Here is a 19,671-nt window from a genome sequence, read left to right as displayed (position 1 = left end):
TGTGACGAACGGGCCCTGCCCGCGAACTCGGTTCGCGGGCAGGGCCCGTTCGCACGGTCTCCGCCCGCTCGGCCGTGCCGGCCGGCGGTGCTCGTCAGCGGTGCTTGTCGGCGATGTGCGCGGTGAGCGCCATCGACGCCGTCGACCGCTGGTAGGTCAGCTGCGCCACGCGCGCGTAGAGGCAGTCGAGGATCAGCAGCACCGAGTGCCGCGTCCCGAATCCGCCGCGCCGGAAGCCCGTCTCCGCCGACGTCGAGGTCAGATGAATCCCGGCGGCCCGGGCGACGGGGGAGCGCGGATCGCCAGTCACCGCGATCGTCGAGGCGCCCCGCTCCGCCGCCAGCCGCAGCGGGGCGAGCACCTCGCGGGTGGCGCCGGAGTGCGAGAGCGCCACGACCGCGTCCGCGGGTGTCAGGAGCGCGGCCGAGGTCTCCGCCGCGTGCACCTCCGTCCAGCCGCGCGCGTCGCAGCCGATGCCGAAGAGCCGCGCCTCGGTCTCCAGGGCGACGACCCCGGAGGCGCCCACGCCGTAGACGTCGACCCGGCGCGCCGTGGCGAGGGTGCGGGCCGCGCGGTCGAGGGCGTCCAGGTCCAGCCGCTCGGCGGTCCGGCGCAGGGCCTGGAGATCGGCGCGGGCGACGGCCGCGACGACCTGGTCGAGCGGGTCGTCGGGCCCGATGTCCGGACCGAGGGGGCGCGCCTCCTCGCGGCGGTCCTCCTCGCCCTGTTCCTGGGCCAGGGCGAGCAGCAGTCCCTGGTACGAGTCGAGGCCGACGGCCCGGCAGAAGCGGGTCACCGTGGCCTGGGACGTGCCGGTGCGCCGGCCCAGCTCGGCCGCGGAGACGCCCGCCACCCGCCGCGGGTCCTCGAGCACCCAGAGGCCGACCTTGCGCAGGGAACCGGACATACGGGGGAGTTCGGAACGGATGAGCGCGGTGATCACGGCGCCTGGCTCCTGTCCGGGTGTGTCGGGGGTCTTGTCGAGGCGTGAATCTATCAACCACCATGCGGGCTGATGAACGAATCCGGGATTCAGGCGGGGATGGCGGGCCGGGCGGCCGACGGGGTGGCGGGCCGGGCCGTGGTCGTCGGCCTCGACGCCGGCGGTACGCGGACCAGGGCACGGCTCGCCGACGCGGCGACCGGCGAGACGCTGGGGGAGGGGGCGAGCGGTCCGGGCAACGCGCTGAGCGTCCCGCGCGACGCCCTGGTGCGGAACCTGGCGGCGGCCCTCGGAGGGGCCGTACCGCGTGGGCTGCGGGGCGCGGTCCAGGCCGTCGTGGCCGGCTTCGCGGGCGGCGGGCCGGGCGGCGGCCACGAGAACGCCCGCACGGCGCTGGCCGAGGCGCTGGGCGCGACCGGGATCGCCCCGGGGCGCGTCGAGGTCTACGGCGACGCGGACATCGCCTTCGCCTCGGGACCCGGCACGCCCACCGACGGGCTCGTCCTGATCGCCGGGACGGGCGCGGCAGCCGCGCGGGTGGAGCGCCGCAGGGCGGTCCTGGCCGTGGACGGCGACGGCTGGCTGCTCGGTGACGGGGGAAGCGGCTTCTGGCTGGGGCGGGAGGCCCTGCGGGCCGTCCTGCGCTTCCTCGACGGCCGCGGCCCGGCCACGGCGCTCGCCGGACCGGTCGGGGAACTGTGCGGCGGCCTGAGCAAGGAGGACATCGTCGGATACGGCTACGGGGGGCATCCGGTCCGCCTCGCGGCGCTGAGCCCTCTCGTGGTCGACGCCGAACGCGCCGGGGACGCGGTGGCCCGCGAACTGCTGGACCGGGCGGCCGAGGAACTGGCCGCCACCGTCGCGGCGTTGGCGCCCCGCCCGGGCGAGCCGCTGGTCGTCACGGGCGGTCTCCTCGGCCCCGACGGCCCTCTGCTGCCCCGACTCGCCGCCCACACGACCGCGCTGGGCCTCACCCCCCTCCCGTCCCCGGACGGCCTCACCGGCGCGGTGGCGCTGGCGCGCCTTCCGTACTGACGGGGTACCTGGCGTTCCCGCGCGCGGCCGAGCGGGTCTCGCGCGACCGCCCTCCGGCGACGGGCTGCCCGGCGCGGCTGCCGTCGGCGTCGGCTCCGGCGTCCGTGCACGGGTGGGGCCGCTGCCGTCCCGGGACGGGTTCATCGACGCGGAGACGCCGGTGCCTCCCGTGCCCGACACGGCCAGGTGGTCCGCGTAGGGTCGAGTCGCGGCGTGCGCCGCTGCAGTCGGCTCCGGCGGTCCGCGCGGCCGTCTCGGCCCCTGCGGGCCGCTCCGTCCCGGACGGCCCACCGGCGCAGTCGCGTCAGCCCGCCATCCGGGCGGACCTCGGCTCCGGCGGTCCGGGCACGGGTGGCCGGGCAGGCGCCGCTCCCATGCCGGACGGGCGTCGTCCCGGCGCTCCGGTTCCCGCGAGGCACGCCCCCTTGACGCACCTCCGCCGCCGCTGGTTCATTGATTCAGATTGCTCTCCCTAGATCGGTTCATCGAACCAGTGGAGGTTCGCTCATGCCCCGACACCCCCTCGGCGCCGACCTGTTCGCCGATCACGCGCGGGCCGCCGTCGAACGGGCCGTCGCCGCCGGCAAGGACTCCGTTCCCGCGGCCGCCCGGCTCTTCGCCGACTGTGTCGCCGCCGACGGAGTGATCCACGCCTTCGGCACCGGGCACTCCCAGGCCGCCGCGCTGGAGATCGCCGGGCGCGCCGGCGGGCTCGTCCCCACCAGCCGGCTCTCCCTCGCCGACCTCGTCCTGCGCGGCGGCGAGGACCCGGCCGTGCTCGCCGACCCGCTCCTGGAGCGCTCCCCGGGTCTCGCCGAGCGTCTCTACGCCCTGGCAACGCCCCGGCCCCAGGACCTGTTCGTCATCATCTCCAACTCCGGGGTCAACAACTCCGTCGTCGACCTGGCCCTGAAGGTCACCGGAGCAGGGCACGGGCTGGTCGCCCTCACCTCCCTGGAACACACCCACGCCGTCCCCGCCCTCCACCCCAGCGGCCGGCGGCTCGCCGACCTCGCCGACGCCGTGCTCGACAACTGCGCGCCCACCGGCGACGCCCTGCTGCCGCTTCCCGACGGCGGAGCGCTCTGCGGCATCTCCACCCTGACCTCCTCCCTCCTCGTGCAGATGGTCGTCGCCGAGGCGGTCGCCCTGCTCCTCGCCGAGGGCCACCGGCCGCCGGTGTACGTCTCCGCCAACCTGCCGGGCGGCCACGAGCGCAACGCGGCCCTGGAGGCCCACTACGCGGGCCGCCTCCACCGCGGCGGCCACTGACGCCCGGTCACCGCCCCCCCGCCACCGCCGCTCCGCACCCCGACGACGGCACCCGTTCACGGCGCCGTCGCGTCGTCGGCACCGGCGATCAATTAGGTTGGGACGGCAGCGGGGCAAGCAGGCAGTGAGAGAAGAAGTGGGCGATGTCCGAGATGAAGACCGAAGGCCGCGTGAGGCTCAACCAGACGCCGGAGTGGGCCGCCCTCGGCAAGCACCGTGAGCAGTGGGGCGAGACCCATCTGCGTGACCTGTTCGCGGCCGACCCCGACCGGGGCACCGGATACACCCTGCGGGTCGGCGACCTGTACCTGGACTACTCCAAGCACCTCGTGACCGACGAGACGCTGGCGCTGCTGCGCGAGCTGGCCGTCGCCACCGGGGTCGCCGAGCTGCGCGACGCCATGTTCCGCGGCGAGCGGATCAACACCACCGAGGACCGGGCGGTGCTGCACACCGCGCTGCGCGCCCCGCGCGACGCGGTCGTCGAGGTCGACGGCGAGAACGTCGTGCCCGCCGTCCACGCCGTCCTCGACAAGATGGGCGCCTTCGCCGACAAGGTCCGCGTGGGGGAGTGGACCGGCCACACCGGCAAGCCCGTCAAGAACATCGTGAACATCGGCATCGGCGGATCCGATCTCGGTCCCGCCATGGCCTACGAGGTCCTGCGCTCCTACACGCGACGGGACCTGACGGTCCGTTTCGTCTCCAACGTCGACGGCGCCGACCTCCACGAGGCCGTCCACGACCTCGACCCGGCCGAGACGCTCTTCATCGTCGCCTCGAAGACCTTCACCACCATCGAGACGATCACCAACGCCACCTCGGCCCGGAACTGGCTCCTCGCCGAGCTGGGGGCCGGCCAGGAAGCCGTCGCCCGGCACTTCGTGGCGCTGTCGACCAACGCCGAGAAGGTCGAGGAGTTCGGCATCGACACGGCCAACATGTTCGAGTTCTGGGACTGGGTCGGCGGCCGCTACTCCTACGACTCGGCCATCGGCCTCTCCCTGATGATCGCCATCGGCCCGGACCGCTTCCGCGAGATGCTCGACGGCTTCCACCTCGTCGACGAGCACTTCCGCACCGCCCCCGCCGAGGAGAACGCGCCGCTGCTGCTCGGCCTGCTCGGGGTCTGGTACGGCGCGTTCTTCGACGCCCAGTCGCACGCCGTGCTGCCGTACTCGCACTACCTGTCGAAGTTCACCGCGTACCTCCAGCAGCTCGACATGGAGTCCAACGGCAAGTCCGTCGACCGGGACGGCGTCCCCGTCGACTGGCAGACCGGACCCGTGGTCTGGGGCACCCCCGGCACCAACGGACAGCACGCCTATTACCAGTTGATCCACCAGGGCACCAAGGTCATCCCGGCCGACTTCATCGGCTTCGCCGAGCCGGTCGCCGACCTGCTGCCGGGCCTGGTCGCCCAGCACGACCTGCTCATGGCCAACTTCTTCGCCCAGACGCAGGCGCTGGCCTTCGGCAAGACCCCCGAGGAGGTACGGGCCGAGGGCGTGGCGGAGGAACTGGTCCCGCACAAGACCTTCCGGGGCAACCACCCCACCACCACCATCCTGGCCACCGAGCTCACGCCCTCCGTCCTCGGCCAGCTGATCGCCCTGTACGAACACAAGGTGTTCGTCCAGGGCGCCGTCTGGAACATCGACTCCTTCGACCAGTGGGGCGTCGAGCTCGGCAAGGTCCTCGCCAAGAAGATCGAGCCGGTCCTGACCCGGGGCGAGGGCGGCGAGCGGCTCGACGGCTCCACCGCCGGACTCGTCGCCGCCTACCGTTCCCTGCGCGGACGCGGCTGATCCGATGAGGGGGGAGGACGCGGTGGGGGCCGGGGTGCGGCTGCGGCCGCCGAACAACACGCTGGACCGACGGGCCGTCACCTGGTGGCGGACCCAGTGGCTGGTGACGACCGCCGTCCCGGTGCTCGTCCTCGGCGTGCTCGGCGCCCTGGTCACGCCCGCCCGGTCCTGGCTGCTGCTCGCCGCCGGGATCCTGGCGGTCCTGGGCCTGGCCTGCACCGCGTTCCTCCCCGCCTGGTGGTTCACGGTGCACCGCTGGGAGGTCACCGGCGACGCCGTCTACGTCCGCACCGGGGCGTTCTGGCAGGAGTGGCGGATCGCCCCGATGTCCCGGATCCAGACCGTCGACACCGTCCGCGGGCCCCTGGAACAGGCCTTCGGGCTCGCCACCGTGACCGTGACGACCGCGTCCTCCAAAGGCGCCCTCAGGATCGAGGGCCTCGACCACGAACTCGCCGCCGGCCTCGCCGAGAAGCTGACCCGCATCACCCAGGCCACGCCCGGGGACGCGACATGACGCCCGCCGAGGACTGGCGACGCCTGGACCGCCGTACGGTCCTGGTCACCGCCGCCGTCCTCGCGGGAGTCGCCGGCGGCGCCGGGCTCCCCACCGTCCTCGGCCTGGCCGGTTCCATGCCGCTGTGGCAGGCCGTCGGCTGGGTCCTCGCCGGGGCGGCCCTGCTCGTCACCGGAGGCTCCGCCGCCGACTACGTCCGCTGGCGCCGCACCCGCTACCGCATCGGCGCCGAGCGCGCCGAACTCCACACCGGACTCCTGCTGGTCAAACGGCGCTCCCTCGCCCGTGAGCGCATCCGCAGCGTCGACCTCACCGCCCACCCGCTGCAGCGCGTCCTCGGCCTCGTGAAGGTCCGCATCGGCACCGGCGAGAACAGCGGCGGCGGTGAGTCCACCCTCGAACTCGACCCCGTCGGCCGGGCGGAGGGGGAGCGGCTCCGCCGTGAACTCCTCGACCGCCGGGCCCCGGCCGCGCTCGACACCCGGCACGACGGCGCGCTCGCCGCCCTCGACCCACGCTGGATCCGCTACGCCCCCGTCTCCTTCGTCGTCCCGCTCCTCGGCGGCGCCGCCGCCGGAGCCGTGATGCAGGTCAGCCAGTCGTTCGGAGCCCAGGGTGAGGTCATCGACTGGGTCGGCGACCGCTTCCAGGACACCCCCCTCGTCTGGGCGATCGTCGTCCTGGTGCTGCTCGCCGTCCTCGCCGGGATCGTCGGCGCGCTCGGCCTCTGGGTCGAGATGTGGTGGAACTACCGGCTGGAGCGCGAACCCGGCGGCACCCTGCGGGTGCGCCGGGGACTGTTCACCGCCCGCTCGGTCTCGATCGAGGAACGGCGGCTGCGCGGTGTCGAACTCGTCGAGCCGCTCGGCGTACGGCTCTGCCGCGCCGCCCGCGTCGACGCCGTCGCCACCGGACTGACCCACGACGACGAGGACAGGCACGGGGACCACAGGGCCCTGCTGCCTCCCGCGCCGCGCGCCGTCGCGGACCGCGTCGCGGCCCAGGTGCTGCGCGAGACCGAGGCGCCCACCGGGGCCCCGCTCGCCGCCCACCCCCGCGCCGCCCGCACCCGGCGGCTGCGCTGGGCCCTGTGGGCCACCGGCGCGCCGGTGGCCGTCCTGGCGGGGCTGGGAGCTGTCCTGACCCCCGTCCTGTTCTACGTCGCGGCCGGCTGCGCCCTCGTCCTGGTCCCGCTCGGCGTCCTCCTCGCCCTCGACGCCTACCGCGGCCTCGGGCACGGCGTCACGGACGGCTATCTCGTGACCCGGTCCGGCACGGTACGGCGGGCCACCGTCGCGCTCCAGCGGAGCGGGGTGATCGGATGGACCGTCAAGCAGTCCGTCTTCCAGCGCCGGGCGGGAGTCCTCACGCTGACCGCGACCACCGCGGCGGGGCAGGGCGCGTACGCCGTCCTCGACGCCGACGAGAGCGAGGGCCTCGCCTTCGCCGCCACGGCGGTGCCCGGTCTCCTCGCTCCCTTCCTGGAGCCCGTACCGACGCCGAAGGCCCGGTCCACCACCCACGGGTGAACCGGGCCTCCATGACCGTCGGTCAGGCTGTCCGCCGGGCCGTCCGTCAGGCGGACGCCGACGGGTAGAGGTCGCGCGGCAGTTCCGAGGCCGCCGCGGCGTCGAGCAGCCACAGCGTCCGGGAGCGGCCGTACGCGCCGGCCGCCGGTGCCTGGATCTCGCCCGCGCCCGACAGCGCGATCGCCGCGGCCTTCGCCTTGTCCTCACCCGCCGCGAGCAGCCAGACCTCGCGCGCCGCCCGGATCGCCGGGAGCGTCAGCGAGATCCGGGTGGGCGGCGGCTTGGGCGCGCCGTGCACACCCACCACCGTCCGCTCGGTCTCGCGCACCGCCGGAAGCTCCGGGAAGAGCGAGGCCACATGGGTGTCGGGTCCGACGCCCAGCATCAGCACGTCGAACGACGGGACGGCGCCGTGGCCCTCCGGGCCGGCGGCGGCGGCCAGTTCGGCCGCGTAGGCCGCCGCGGCCGCCTCCACGTCGTCGCCGTGCGGGCCGTCCGACGCCGGCATGGCGTGCACCCGGGCCGGGTCCAGCGGCACGCTGTCGAGCAGTGCCGCACGGGCCTGGGTGACGTTGCGCTCCGGGTCGCCCTCGGGCAGGAACCGCTCGTCACCCCACCACAGGTCGAGCCGCGACCAGTCGACCGCGTCCCGGGCCGGCGCCGAACCGAGCGCCGCGAGGAGCCCGTTGCCGTTGCGGCCCCCGGTGAGGACCACCGACGCCGTGCCGCGGGCGGCCTGGGCGTCCACGATCCGCGTGATCAGCCGGGCCGCGGCCGCCTGGGCCATCAGCTCCTTGTCGCGATGGACGACGAGCTGTGGGGCGCTCACTTGGCCGCCGCCTTCCTCGCCGGCTTCTTCGCCGACGAGGGAGCGGGGTCGGCGGCCGGGGCCTGGTCGACCGGATCGGGAGCCGTCAGCGCGGCGTTCTCCTCCAGCCGGTGCACGCCGTAGCGCAGCGCCGAGGCGTAGGTGTCGTCCGGGTCGAGCCGCCGCAGCTCCTCCGCGATCAGCTCCGCCGTCTCACGGCGCTTCAGCGCCACGGCACGGTCGGGCTGCCCCTCGATGTGGAGCGTCGCCAGGGAGCCGTCCGGCCGGTCGAGCACGATCGGCCCGCCGGTGGACTCCATCCGTACGGAGGTGAGACCGGGGCCGGACGACGTGGACCGCCGTACCGGCACCTTCAGCCGGTCCGCCAGCCACATGGCGAGCAGTTCGACGCTCGGGTTGAACTCCTCGCCCTCCACCTCGGCCGAGGTGACCTCGCACACGACCTGGTCGAGCGCGGCGGCCAGCATCGAACGCCACGGGGTGATCCGGGTCCAGGAGAGGTCGGTGTCGCCCGGGGTGTACCGCTCCGCGCGGCCGGTCAGCTCGTGGATCGGCTGCTCGCACGCGTAGGTGTCGGTCACCCGCCGCTGGGCGAGCGCGCCCAGCGGGTCGTTCGCCGGGTCGGCCGGGGCGTTGACCGGCCACCAGACGACGACGGGCGCGTCGGGCAGCAGCAGCGGAAGGACCACCGACTGGGCGTGGTCGACGACGTCGCCGTACAGCCGCAGGACGACCGTCTCGCCCGTGCTGGCGTCGGCGCCGAGGCGGACCTCGGCGTCGAGCCGGGCCTTCGCGCGGTCCCGCGGCGAGCGCGAGACCCGCTTGATGACCACCAGCGTCCGCGAGGGGTGCTCGCGGGACGCGTCGTTGGCGGCCTTCAGGGCGTCGTAGGCGTTCTCCTCGTCGGTCACGATGACGAGGGTGAGCACCATGCCGACGGCCGGCGTGCCGATGGCCCGCCGTCCGAGCACCAGCGCCTTGTTGATCTTGCTGGACGTGGTGTCCGTCAGGTCGGTCTTCATGGCCTGCGCCAACTCCGTCCGTCTCGTGCGAGCATCTCGTCCGCCTCGACCGGACCCCAGGTGCCGGACTGGTACTGCGCGGGCTTGCCGTGCTTGTCCCAGTACTGCTCGATCGGGTCGAGGATCTTCCAGGACAGCTCGACCTCCTCGACCCGCGGGAAGAGGTTGGAGTCGCCGAGGAGCACGTCGAGGAGGAGCCGCTCGTACGCCTCGGGGCTGGACTCCGTGAAGGACTCGCCGTAGGCGAAGTCCATCGACACGTCACGGACCTCCATCGAGGTGCCCGGCACCTTGGAGCCGAACCGCATGGTCACGCCCTCGTCCGGCTGCACCCGGATGACCAGGGCGTTCTGGCCCAGCTCCTCCGTCGCGGTGGAGTCGAACGGGGAGTGCGGGGCGCGCTGGAAGACGACCGCGATCTCGGTGACGCGGCGGCCGAGCCGCTTGCCCGTCCGCAGGTAGAAGGGGACACCCGCCCAGCGGCGGTTGTCGATCTCCAGCTTGATGGCCGCGAAGGTGTCGGTCTTGGACTTGGGGTCGATCCCCTCCTCCTCCAGATAGCCGACGGCCTTCGCGCCGCCCTGCCATCCGGCGGCGTACTGGCCGCGCACGGTCGAGGCGCCCAGGTCCTTCGGCAGCTTCACCGCGCCGAGGACCTTGGTCTTCTCGGCCGCGAGCGCGTCCGCGTCGAAGGAGGCGGGCTCCTCCATCGCGGTCAGCGCGAGCAGCTGGAGGAGGTGGTTCTGGATGACGTCCCGGGCGGCGCCGATGCCGTCGTAGTAGCCGGCGCGGCCGCCGATGCCGATGTCCTCGGCCATGGTGATCTGCACGTGGTCGACGTAGGACCGGTTCCAGATCGGCTCGAAGAGGGTGTTGGCGAACCGGAGCGCCAGGATGTTCTGGACGGTCTCCTTGCCCAGGTAGTGGTCGATCCGGAAGACCTCGTTGGGCGGGAAGACCTCGTGGACGACCTCGTTGAGCTCCTTGGCGGAGGCGAGGTCGTGGCCGAAGGGCTTCTCGATGACCGCACGGCGCCAGGAGCCGTTCTTCTGGTCGGCCAGGCCGTGCTTCTTCAGCTGCTGGACGACCTTGGGGAAGAACTTCGGCGGCACGGACAGGTAGAAGGCGAAGTTGCCGCCGGTGCCCTGCGCCTTGTCCAGCTCCTCGATGGTGCTCTTGAGCTGGTCGAAGGCGTCGTCGTCGTCGAAGTCGCCCTGGACGAAGCGCATCCCCTGGATCAGCTGCTGCCACACCTCCTCGCGGAACGGCGTGCGGGCGTGCTGCTCGACGGCGTCGTGGACCTCCTGGGCGAAGTCCTCGTCCTGCCACTCCCGGCGGGCGAAGCCGATGAGCGAGAAGCCCGGCGGCAGCAGGCCGCGGTTGGCCAGGTCGTAGACGGCGGGCATCAGCTTTTTCCGGGACAAATCGCCCGTGACGCCGAAGATCACCAGACCCGACGGCCCCGCGATGCGCGGGAGCCGTCGGTCTGCGGCGTCACGGAGCGGGTTGGCTCCGTGGACAGCGCTCAAGGTGTTACGCCTCCGAAGGTGCGAGGCGCTCAAGCTCCGCCTCGGTCGACTTGAGCAGGTCGTTCCAGGACGCCTCGAACTTCTCGACGCCCTCGTCCTCGAGCAGCTGGACGACGTCGTCGTACGAGATGCCGAGCTCGGCCACGGCGTCGAGTTCGGCGCGGGCCTGGGTGTAGGTGCCGCGCACGGTGTCCCCGCTGACCTCGCCGTGGTCGGCGGTGGCCTCCAGGGTCGCCTCGGGCATGGTGTTGACGGTGCCGGGGGCGACCAGGTCCACCACGTACAGGGTGTCCTTGTACGCCGGGTCCTTCACGCCGGTCGAGGCCCACAGCGGACGCTGCTTGTTGCCCTGCGCCTTGTCCAGCGCCGCCCAGCGCTCAGATGAGAAGACCTCTTCGTACGCCTGGTAGGCGAGACGGGCGTTGGCGAGGGCCGCCTTGCCCTTGAGGGCCTTGGCCTCGTCGGTGCCGATCGAGTCCAGGCGCTTGTCGATCTCCGAGTCCACCCGGGAGACGAAGAAGGACGCCACCGAGTGGATCTTGGACAGGTCCAGGCCGCGGTCCTTGGCCTTCTCCAGACCGGCCAGGTAGGCGTCCATGACCTTGCGGTAGCGCTCCAGCGAGAAGATCAGCGTCACGTTCACGCTGATCCCGAGGCCGATGACCTCGGTGATCGCCGGCAGACCCGCCTCGGTGGCCGGGATCTTGATGAGCGTGTTGGGGCGGTCGACCAGCCAGGCGAGCTGCTTGGCCTCGGCGACGGTGGCCAGGGTGTTGTGCGCCAGGCGCGGGTCGACCTCGATGGAGACCCGGCCGTCCTGGCCGTCGGTGGCGTCGAAGACCGGGCGCAGGATGTCGGCGGCGTCGCGGACGTCCGCCGTGGTGATCATGCGGATGGCCTCTTCGACGGTCACCCGGCGGGCGGCGAGGTCGGTCAGCTGCTGGTCGTAGCCGTGACCTTCCGAGATGGCCTTCTGGAAGATCGACGGGTTGGTGGTGACACCGACCACGTGGCTCTGGTCGATCAGCTCGGCCAGGTTGCCGGACGTGATCCGCTGACGCGAGAGGTCGTCCAGCCAGATCGCGACGCCTTCGTCGGAGAGGCGCTTGAGAGCGTCTGTCATGAGAGTTGCATCTCCATTAGTCGTACGTATGGGCGTCAGCGCGAGGCGGCGGCGAGAGATTCCCGCGCCGCGGCGGCGACGGCCTCGGGCGTGAACCCGAACTCGCGGAAGAGGACCTTGGCGTCCGCCGACGCACCGAAGTGCTCCAGCGAGACGATCCGGCCTGCGTCACCGACGTACTTGTGCCAGGTCAGACCGATGCCGGCCTCGACGGCCACCCGGGCACGGACCGACGGCGGCAGGACGGCGTCCTTGTACCCCTGGTCCTGCTCCTCGAACCACTCCACCGACGGCATCGAGACCACACGGGTCGGGACACCGGAGGCCTCGAGCTGCTCACGGGCCTCGACGGCCAGGTGCACCTCGGAACCGGTGGCGATCAGCACGACCTCCGGCTCGCCGTTCTCCGCGTCGAAGAGCACGTACCCGCCCTTGGCGGTGCCCTCGTTCGGCGCGTACGTCGGCACGCCCTGGCGGGTCAGCGCCAGGCCGTGCGGGGCGCCCTTGCCGAACTCGCGCGTGTGGCGCTTGACGATCTCCCGCCAGGCGATGGCGGTCTCGTTGGCGTCCGCCGGGCGCACGATGTTCAGACCGGGGATCGCGCGCAGCGAGGCGAGGTGCTCCACCGGCTGGTGCGTCGGGCCGTCCTCGCCCAGGCCGATCGAGTCGTGCGTCCACACGTACGTCACCGGCAGGTGCATCAGCGCGGACAGGCGCACGGCGTTGCGCATGTAGTCGGAGAACACCAGGAAGGTGCCGCCGTAGACGCGGGTGTTGCCGTGCAGCGCGATGCCGTTCATCTCCGCGGCCATGGAGTGCTCGCGGATGCCGAAGTGGATCGTGCGGCCGTACGGGTCGGCCTCCGGCAGCGGGTTGCCCTCGGGGAGGAACGAGGACGTCTTGTCGATCGTGGTGTTGTTCGAGCCCGCGAGGTCGGCCGAGCCGCCCCACAGCTCCGGGAGCACCGAGCCGAGCGCCTGGAGGACCTTGCCGGAGGCGGCACGGGTGGCCACGCCCTTGCCGGCCTCGAACACCGGGAGCTTCGCCTCCCAGCCCTCGGGCAGCTCGTTGGCCTGGATGCGGTCGAACAGCGCGGCGCGCTCCGGGTTGGCCGTGCGCCACTCGGCGAGCGACTTCTCCCAGGCGCCCCGGGCCTCGCGGCCCCGGTCGCCGAGCGCGCGGGTGTGGCCGATGACCTCGTCGGAGACCTCGAAGCTCTGCTCCGGGTCGAAGCCCAGGACGCGCTTGGTGGCCGCGACCTCCTCGTCGCCCAGCGCCGAGCCGTGCGCGGCCTCGGTGTTCTGCGCGTTCGGAGCGGGCCAGGCGATGATCGAGCGCATGGCGATGAACGACGGGCGCTCGGTCTCGGCCTCGGCGGCCTTGATGGCGGCGTACAGGCCGGCCGGGTCCAGGTCGCCGTCGGCCTTCGGCTCGACGCGCTGGACGTGCCAGCCGTAGGCCTCGTACCGCTTCATCGTGTCCTCGGACACGGCCGTCTCGGTGTCGCCCTCGATCGAGATGTGGTTGTCGTCCCACAGCAGGATGAGGTTGCCGAGCTTCTGGTGACCGGCCATCGAGGACGCCTCGGCGGAGATGCCCTCCTGGAGGCAGCCGTCACCGGCGATCACGTAGACGTGGTGGTCGAAGGGGGAGGTGCCGGGGGCCGCCTCCGGGTCGAACAGGCCGCGCTCGTAGCGGGCGGCCATCGCCATGCCCACGGCGTTGGCGACACCCTGGCCCAGCGGGCCGGTCGTGGTCTCCACGCCCTTGGTGTGGCCGTACTCCGGGTGGCCCGGCGTCTTCGAGCCCCAGGTGCGGAACGCCTTCAGGTCGTCCAGCTCGAGACCGAAACCGCCCAGGTACAGCTGGGTGTAGAGGGTCAGGGACGAATGCCCGGCGGACAGCACGAACCGGTCGCGTCCCACCCACTCCGGCTCGGCGGGGTCGTGGCGCATGACCCGCTGGAAGAGGGTGTATGCGGCGGGGGCCAGGCTCATGGCCGTACCAGGATGGCCGTTGCCGACCTTCTGTACGGCGTCCGCGGCCAGGATGCGAGCGGTGTCAACGGCCCGCTGGTCCAACTCGGTCCACTCGAGGTCTGTGGTGGTCGGCTTAGTGCTCACCCTGAGTCAGGGCTCCTCTCCACATGTCTGCATAAGCCGGTGACTGAGGGTGTACCGGCGCTGTCGAGCCTACCCCCGACAGAACGTCCATCTTTTCGAGTGCTGTCCCTCAAATGAGCGGATACATCAAGAGTGCGGGCGACTCTGTCACTTCGCCTCCCGGCGCCCTGTCCACTCCGTGGGACGGGGCGTCGAAACGCCCCGGAACGACCCCTCCCAACACGAGCCCACCCCGGCGAAGATCGGCGTACGGGCAGCGTCTAGAGTGGCGTGGTACGCGCAAGTCTTCACCCCGACCTCGCCGGGGAGCTTGCTGGGAAATTCTCTGTCAGGGGTGTGCGTGACGGCCGTCGAGTCCCGACCCGCAGGGGTCGTCTTGACTCCCAGCCCGGGGGGCCATCGGCCGTTCGGGGCCCGTGTCAAGGCGTTCGTGGCGCTGACCAAGCCGCGGATCATCGAGCTGCTGCTCATCACGACCGTGCCGGTGATGTTCCTCGCCGAGCAGGGCGTGCCGGACCTGTGGCTCGTCCTCGCCACCTGCCTCGGCGGCTATCTGTCGGCGGGCGGCGCGAACGCGCTGAACATGTACATCGACCGCGACATCGACGCGCTGATGGACCGCACCTCCCAGCGTCCGCTGGTCACCGGCATGGTCTCGCCGCGCGAGGGCCTCGTCTTCGGCCTCACGCTCGCGGTGGTCTCCACGCTCTGGTTCGGCCTGCTGGTCAACTGGCTCTCCGCCGCGCTCTCGCTCGGCGCGCTGCTCTTCTACGTCGTGGTCTACACGATGATCCTGAAGCGCCGCACCGCGCAGAACATCGTCTGGGGCGGGATCGCCGGCTGTCTGCCGGTCCTGATCGGCTGGTCGGCCGTCACGAACTCGATGTCCTGGGCCGCGGTCATCCTCTTCCTGGTCATCTTCTTCTGGACGCCGCCGCACTACTGGCCGCTGTCGATGAAGGTGAAGGACGACTACGCGCGCGTGGGCGTGCCGATGCTCCCGGTCGTCGCCTCCAACAAGGTCGTGGCCAAGCAGATCGTCCTCTACAGCTGGGTGATGGTCGCCGTCTCGCTGCTGCTGACCCCGCTGGGCTACACCGGCTGGTTCTACACCTCCGTGGCGCTGCTGACCGGCGGCTGGTGGCTGTGGGAGGCGCACGGGCTGCTGAACCGCGCCAAGGGCGGCGCCACCGGCGCGAAGCTCAAGGAGATGCGCCTCTTCCACTGGTCGATCACCTATGTCTCGCTGCTCTTCGTCGCGGTCGCGGTGGACCCCTTCCTGAGGTAGCGGAACCGGACCTTCCAGGCTTGTACCGACGGCCGGAGCGCGTGGGACACCCCACACGCCCCGGCCGTCGCCACTGGATCTACCGCTCGGTAGCATCCTGCACATGGCAGACACGAAGCAGGCAGAGCGCAAGGCGGCCAAGCTCGCCAAGCAGATCCAGGCGTTCTCCGAGAAGCACGGCGGCGCCGAGGGGCAGCTGGCGTACATCGGCCAGATGGGCACCCGGATCGTCCTCGTCGGCGAGGACGGCGGCTGGGGCGACCTCGTGGCGCCCTCGTTCCCGGTCGCCCAGCAGGCCGCCGAGAAGGCCGGACTGACCCTCCACGACGAGTTCGACGGCGAGTTCGCCGCCAAGGTCGTCACCGGCCCTTACGAGTGGACCCGGATGGCGGGCATCCAGATCGGTGGTCCGTCCGACAAGTGAGCGGGACCGCTCACTTGTCACGGAGGCAACAACCTCGCGCGGGGCTCACCCGTTAGGACGTGTGCAAGCACGTCCACACAGGGAGCCCCCCGCATGATCGAGACCCCGAGCCTGGTGGACCAGCACTGCCACGGGGTGCTCCGCACGGAGCTCGGCCTCGGCACCTTCGAGGCCCAGCTCGGCACGGCGCCCGGACGGGCCGCGCCCGGCACCACCTTCTTCGACACCCAGACCGGCTTCGCGGTACGCCGCTGGTGCCCGCCCCTGCTCGGTCTGGAGCCGCACTGCACACCGGCGCGCTATCTGGCCCGCCGCCGGGAACTGGGCGTCCTGGAGACCGGACGCCGGCTGCTGCGCGCCTCCGGGATCAGCACCTATCTGGTGGACACCGGGGCGCCGGGGGACCTGACCGGGCCGGCCGAGATCGCCGCCGCGGGCGACGCAGAGGCCCATGAGATCGTCCGCCTGGAGCCGCTCGCCGAGCAGGTCGCCGACACCTCCGGGACCGTCGAGGCGCTCCTCGCCAACCTCGTCGAGGCCGTCCACGGCGCCGCCGCGACCGCCGTCGCCTTCACCTCGGCCGACGGCGCCCGCAGGGGACTCGCGCACACCCCCGACCCGCCGGGCCCCGGCGAGGTGCGCGGGGCCGCGGGCCGCTGGCTGGCCCGGCGCGGGGCCGGGGGCCGGTTGACCGACCCCGTACTGCTGCGCCATCTGCTCTGGATCGCCGTCGCCTCGGGGCGCCCGCTCCAGCTGCACGCGGGGTCGGGGGACCTCGCCGGGCTGGCCGGCTTCGCCAGCGCCACGAGCGGCCTGGGCACCGACCTGGTCCTGCTGCACGGATACCCCCACCACCGCCGGGCGGCGCAGCTCGCCCAGGCCTTTCCGCACGTCTACGCCGACCTCGGACCGGTCCTCGCCCGGACCGGGGCGCGGGCGGCCGCCGTCCTCGCCGAGCTCCTGGAGCTGGCGCCCTTCGGCAAGCTGCTCTTCTCCAGCGGCGCGCGGGCGCTGCCCGAGCTCCACGTCGTCGCGGCGAGCGTCTTCCGAAGCGCGCTCGCCCGTGTGCTCGGCGAGTGGGTCGGCGACGGCGCCTGGTCCCGTACGGACGCGCAACGCGTCGCCACCATGATCGCGGCGGGCAACGCGCGCCGCGTCTACGGCCTGGACGGCCAGTCGGCCGCCGGTCCGGACCCCGCTCTCGGGGGCGGGCTCACACGTCTCGCGTGGTGAGCGCCGCGGTCCGGTCCCCGCGGCGCGGGAGCGCCGGGGCGTGTCCTCCGCGGGCGTGAGCACCGGGCGTGGCCCCCGCCGTGCGTGAGAGCCCGGGTGTGTCCTCCGCGGAGACGAGCGCTGTCCCCCGCCGTGCGTGAGCGCCCGTGCTGCGTGTCCTACGCGGTGGCGAGCGCGGCGTCCGGCTGCGCCGGGATTCCCGGGGCGGCCGGCGGGCGCTCGCGCAGGCTCAGAGAGAGCCGGAGGACGGCGATCCACATCAGCGAGGAGCCGAGCATGTGGGCGCCCACCAGGAGCTCGGGCACCCCGGTGAAGTACTGGAGGTAGCCGAGGCCGCCCTGGGCGAGCAGGACGATCAGCAGGTCGCGGGCGCGTGCCCGGGTGTCGTCCGGGGCGTCCACCACCCGCAGGACCAGCCACATGGCGAGCGCCAGCGCGCAGACCACCCACGCGGCGATGGCGTGCACGTGCGCGGCCGCGGTCCAGTCCCACGGCATGCGCGGGACCTCGCTCTTGTCGCCGGCGTGCTTGCCGGAGCCGGTCACCGCCGTGCCGAGCACGATCAGCAGCGCCGAGGCGCCGATGATCGCCCACGACAGCTTGCTGACCGGCCGGGGGACGCGCGGCCGGGGCGTGGTGTCGCCCTCGCCGGTGCGCTGCCAGGTGACGACGGCGACGGTGAGGAGCGCGTTGGCCGCCAGGAAGTGCCCGGCGACGGTCCACGGGTTGAGGCCCATCCACACCGTGATGCCGCCGATGACCGCGTTGCTGGCCACGATCCAGAACTGCGCCCAGCCGAGCCGGGTCAGCCCGCGCCGCCACGGCTTGGTCGAGCGCGCGGCGATGATGGCCCAGCCGACGGCGGCGGACAGGACGTACGTCAGCATCCGGTTGCCGAACTCGATGGCGCCGTGGACGCCCTGCTCGGGTGTGGCGAAGAGGCTGTCGTCCGTGCACTTGGGCCAGGTGTCGCAGCCGAGACCGGAACCGGTCAGCCGGACCGCGCCACCCGTGACGATGATGGCCACGCTCATCACGACGGCGGAGAGCGCGGCGCGCCGGAGCGTCCGGGGGGACGGCGTCCAGCGCTGGGCGATGTAGGCGAGGGGGGTCAGCACGGGAACCATCGTAGGCGGGGGCTTGTGCACGCTTTCACGAGGGGTGGGGTACGAACCGGGTTGTCCCGGAACGTCACCCCGTGGTCACTCCCAGCGGAAGAACCGCGCCGCCGCGCCGAGGCCGAGCACGGCCCAGACCGTGAGGACCGCCGCCTGGCCCCACGGCAGCGAGGCGCCGCCCTGCAGCACGTCCCGCAGTCCCTCCGAGAGCGCGGAGATCGGCAGCAGCTCCAGGGCCGCGCGGGCCGCGCCGGGGAACTTCTCCAGCGGCACGATCACCCCGCCGCCCACCAGGAGCAGCAGGAAGACCAGGTTCGCGGCGGCCAGCGTCGCCTCCGCCTTGAGCGTGCCCGCCATCAGCAGCCCGAGGCCGGAGAAGGCGGCCGTGCCGAGGAGCAGCAGCAGCAGGACGGAGAACACGTCACCCCGGGGCGACCAGCCGAGACCGAGCGCGATCGCGGTCAGGAGCGCGATCTGGAGGACCTCGGTGAGCAGCACCGACAGGGTCTTGGCCGTCATCAGCGCCCAGCGGGGCAGCGGGGACGCCCCGAGCCGCTTGAGGACCCCGTACCGGCGCTCGAAGCCCGTGGCGATGGCCTGACCGGTGAAGGCCGTGGACATTACGGCGAGCGCCAGGACGCCGGGGGCGAGGAAGTCGACGGCCTCCGCCGTGCCCGTGTCGACGATGTCGACCGTGGAGAACAGCACCAGCAGCAGCGACGGGATGATCACGGTCAGCAGGAGCTGCTCGCCGTTGCGCAGCAGCATCCGCGTCTCCAGCGCCGTCTGCGCCGCGATCATCCGTCCGACCGGGGCCGCGCCCGGCTTCGGCGCGTAGGTGCCCGTACCCGTACCGGTGCTCATCCGCGCAGCTCCTTGCCGGTCAGTTCGAGGAAGACGTCCTCGAGCGTGTGGCGCTCCACCGAGATGCCGTCCGGCATGACGCCGTGCTGGGCGCACCAGCTGGTGACGGTGGCGAGCAGCTGGGGCCCCACCTCGCCGCTGATCCGGTACGTCCCCGGCAGCGGCTCCGCGGCGGCCGTGCCGTCGGGCAGGGCCTTGAGCAGCGAGCCGAGGTCCAGGCCGGGGCGGCCGGTGAAGCGCAGGGTGTTCTCCGCGCCGCCCCGGCACAGCTCCTCGGGGCTGCCCTGGGCGGCGACCTTGCCGGCGTCGATGATCGCGACGTCGTCGGCGAGGGTCTCGGCCTCGTTCATGAAGTGGGTGGTCAGGACGACCGTCGCGCCGTCGGCGCGCAGCTCGCGCACCAGGTCCCAGGTGGCGTGGCGGGCCTGCGGGTCGAGCCCGGCAGTCGGCTCGTCGAGGAAGACCAGCTCGGGGCGGCCGACGACGGCCAGGGCGAGCGCGAGGCGCTGCTGCTGGCCGCCGGAGAGCCGGCGGTAGGTGGTCCGGCCGCAGGAGCCGAGGCCGAGCCGCTCGATCAGGGCGTCCACGTCCAGGGGGTGCGCGTGCAGCCTGGCCATGTGGCGGAGCATCTCGTCCGCGCGGGCGCCGGAGTAGACGCCACCCGACTGGAGCATCACGCCGATCCGGGGGCGCAGCGCGGCCGCGTCGGCCACCGGGTCGAGGCCGAGGACCCGGACGGTGCCGGAGTCGGCCTTCCGGTAGCCCTCGCAGCTCTCGACGGTGGTGGTCTTCCCGGCGCCGTTCGGGCCGAGGATCGCGGTGACGGTGCCCGCCCGGACGTCGAGGTCGAGGCCGTCGACGGCGGTCTTGTTCCCGTACCGCTTGACCAGGCCCCGGACCTGGACGACGGACTCGTATCGCATGCCGGAAGTCTAGAGAGGTCGCGCGCGGGCTCCCGGCGCGGGGCCGGAAATCCGGGGTCATTCGTCCTACGAATGATCATTGCCCCAGGTC

At 72.8% G+C, this 19,671-nt stretch carries 17 protein-coding genes; 8 read left to right on the top strand and 9 right to left on the bottom strand.

Annotated features, from left to right (window positions below; genetic code table 11):
- Positions 1-94: 94 nt before the first annotated feature.
- Positions 95-943: a MurR/RpiR family transcriptional regulator gene (locus ACZ68P_RS00650; RefSeq protein WP_471000489.1), complete on the bottom strand. Its 849-nt coding sequence runs from the start codon at positions 941-943 to the stop codon at positions 95-97.
- A gap of 72 nt (positions 944-1,015) precedes the next feature.
- Here ACZ68P_RS00650 and ACZ68P_RS00645 point away from each other — a divergent pair, with 72 nt between their 5' ends.
- The 5 genes from ACZ68P_RS00645 to ACZ68P_RS00625 all read left to right on the top strand — a co-directional run bounded on the left by ACZ68P_RS00645 (position 1,016) and on the right by ACZ68P_RS00625 (position 7,104).
- Positions 1,016-1,978: an N-acetylglucosamine kinase gene (locus ACZ68P_RS00645; protein WP_471000486.1), complete on the top strand. Its 963-nt coding sequence runs from the start codon at positions 1,016-1,018 to the stop codon at positions 1,976-1,978.
- A gap of 507 nt (positions 1,979-2,485) precedes the next feature.
- A complete protein-coding gene (locus tag ACZ68P_RS00640) occupies positions 2,486-3,250 on the top strand; it encodes a sugar isomerase domain-containing protein (RefSeq protein ID WP_471000483.1) in 765 nt (254 codons plus the stop codon).
- Between the two features lie 143 nt (positions 3,251-3,393).
- Positions 3,394-5,058 carry a glucose-6-phosphate isomerase gene (gene pgi / locus ACZ68P_RS00635; RefSeq protein WP_471000480.1) on the top strand — a complete coding sequence of 555 codons (1,665 nt, stop codon included), beginning with the start codon at positions 3,394-3,396 and terminating at the stop codon, positions 5,056-5,058.
- Positions 5,059-5,062: 4 nt separating this feature from the next.
- Positions 5,063-5,575 carry a PH domain-containing protein gene (locus tag ACZ68P_RS00630; RefSeq protein ID WP_471000477.1) on the top strand — a complete coding sequence of 171 codons (513 nt, stop codon included), beginning with the start codon at positions 5,063-5,065 and terminating at the stop codon, positions 5,573-5,575.
- Complete coding sequence (locus tag ACZ68P_RS00625; RefSeq protein WP_471000474.1) at positions 5,572-7,104, top strand: PH domain-containing protein; 1,533 nt, start codon at positions 5,572-5,574, stop codon at positions 7,102-7,104. The genes ACZ68P_RS00630 and ACZ68P_RS00625 overlap by 4 nt, the downstream gene beginning before the upstream one ends.
- A gap of 46 nt (positions 7,105-7,150) precedes the next feature.
- Here the strand turns inward: ACZ68P_RS00625 and pgl are convergent, their stop codons facing one another.
- The 5 genes from pgl to tkt are packed head-to-tail and all read right to left on the bottom strand — an operon-like array spanning position 7,151 to position 13,730.
- Positions 7,151-7,933, bottom strand: coding sequence for a 6-phosphogluconolactonase (gene pgl, locus ACZ68P_RS00620; RefSeq protein WP_471000471.1), 783 nt, complete (start codon positions 7,931-7,933; stop codon positions 7,151-7,153).
- Positions 7,930-8,955, bottom strand: a complete 1,026-nt coding sequence (gene opcA, locus ACZ68P_RS00615) for a glucose-6-phosphate dehydrogenase assembly protein OpcA (protein WP_471000468.1) — start codon at positions 8,953-8,955, stop codon at positions 7,930-7,932. Before opcA ends, pgl begins: the two co-directional genes overlap by 4 nt.
- Positions 8,952-10,484 carry a glucose-6-phosphate dehydrogenase gene (zwf, locus tag ACZ68P_RS00610; protein ID WP_471000466.1) on the bottom strand — a complete coding sequence of 511 codons (1,533 nt, stop codon included), beginning with the start codon at positions 10,482-10,484 and terminating at the stop codon, positions 8,952-8,954. Before zwf ends, opcA begins: the two co-directional genes overlap by 4 nt.
- A 4-nt stretch (positions 10,485-10,488) precedes the next feature.
- On the bottom strand, positions 10,489-11,607 hold the full coding sequence (gene tal / locus ACZ68P_RS00605; RefSeq protein ID WP_471000462.1) for a transaldolase: 1,119 nt from the start codon (positions 11,605-11,607) through the stop codon (positions 10,489-10,491).
- 35 nt (positions 11,608-11,642) lie between these two features.
- On the bottom strand, positions 11,643-13,730 hold the full coding sequence (gene tkt / locus ACZ68P_RS00600; RefSeq protein WP_471000459.1) for a transketolase: 2,088 nt from the start codon (positions 13,728-13,730) through the stop codon (positions 11,643-11,645).
- 340 nt (positions 13,731-14,070) lie between these two features.
- Between tkt and ACZ68P_RS00595 the strand changes: the two genes are divergently transcribed.
- From ACZ68P_RS00595 to ACZ68P_RS00585, 3 genes are all read left to right on the top strand, one after another.
- Complete coding sequence (locus tag ACZ68P_RS00595) at positions 14,071-15,018, top strand: heme o synthase (protein WP_365715222.1); 948 nt, start codon at positions 14,071-14,073, stop codon at positions 15,016-15,018.
- A gap of 103 nt (positions 15,019-15,121) precedes the next feature.
- Entirely contained in the window at positions 15,122-15,442 is a 321-nt protein-coding gene (locus tag ACZ68P_RS00590; RefSeq protein WP_365715223.1) for a hypothetical protein, read from the top strand.
- A gap of 93 nt (positions 15,443-15,535) precedes the next feature.
- Positions 15,536-16,675 carry an amidohydrolase family protein gene (locus ACZ68P_RS00585; RefSeq protein ID WP_471000455.1) on the top strand — a complete coding sequence of 380 codons (1,140 nt, stop codon included), beginning with the start codon at positions 15,536-15,538 and terminating at the stop codon, positions 16,673-16,675.
- Positions 16,676-16,833: 158 nt separating this feature from the next.
- Here ACZ68P_RS00585 and ACZ68P_RS00580 read toward each other — a convergent pair whose 3' ends face one another.
- The 3 genes from ACZ68P_RS00580 to ACZ68P_RS00570 form a co-directional block, all read right to left on the bottom strand.
- Positions 16,834-17,802, bottom strand: coding sequence for a COX15/CtaA family protein (locus tag ACZ68P_RS00580; RefSeq protein ID WP_471000453.1), 969 nt, complete (start codon positions 17,800-17,802; stop codon positions 16,834-16,836).
- A gap of 75 nt (positions 17,803-17,877) precedes the next feature.
- Positions 17,878-18,657, bottom strand: a complete 780-nt coding sequence (locus tag ACZ68P_RS00575; RefSeq protein ID WP_471000451.1) for an ABC transporter permease — start codon at positions 18,655-18,657, stop codon at positions 17,878-17,880.
- Positions 18,654-19,580, bottom strand: coding sequence for an ABC transporter ATP-binding protein (locus ACZ68P_RS00570; RefSeq protein WP_471000447.1), 927 nt, complete (start codon positions 19,578-19,580; stop codon positions 18,654-18,656). The genes ACZ68P_RS00575 and ACZ68P_RS00570 overlap by 4 nt, the downstream gene beginning before the upstream one ends.
- Positions 19,581-19,671: the final 91 nt, after the last annotated feature.

Source organism: Streptomyces sp. NPDC036822, assembly GCF_055609145.1.
Note: the sequence above shows the minus strand (reverse complement) of the source record. Positions and strands in the feature narration are given on the sequence as shown.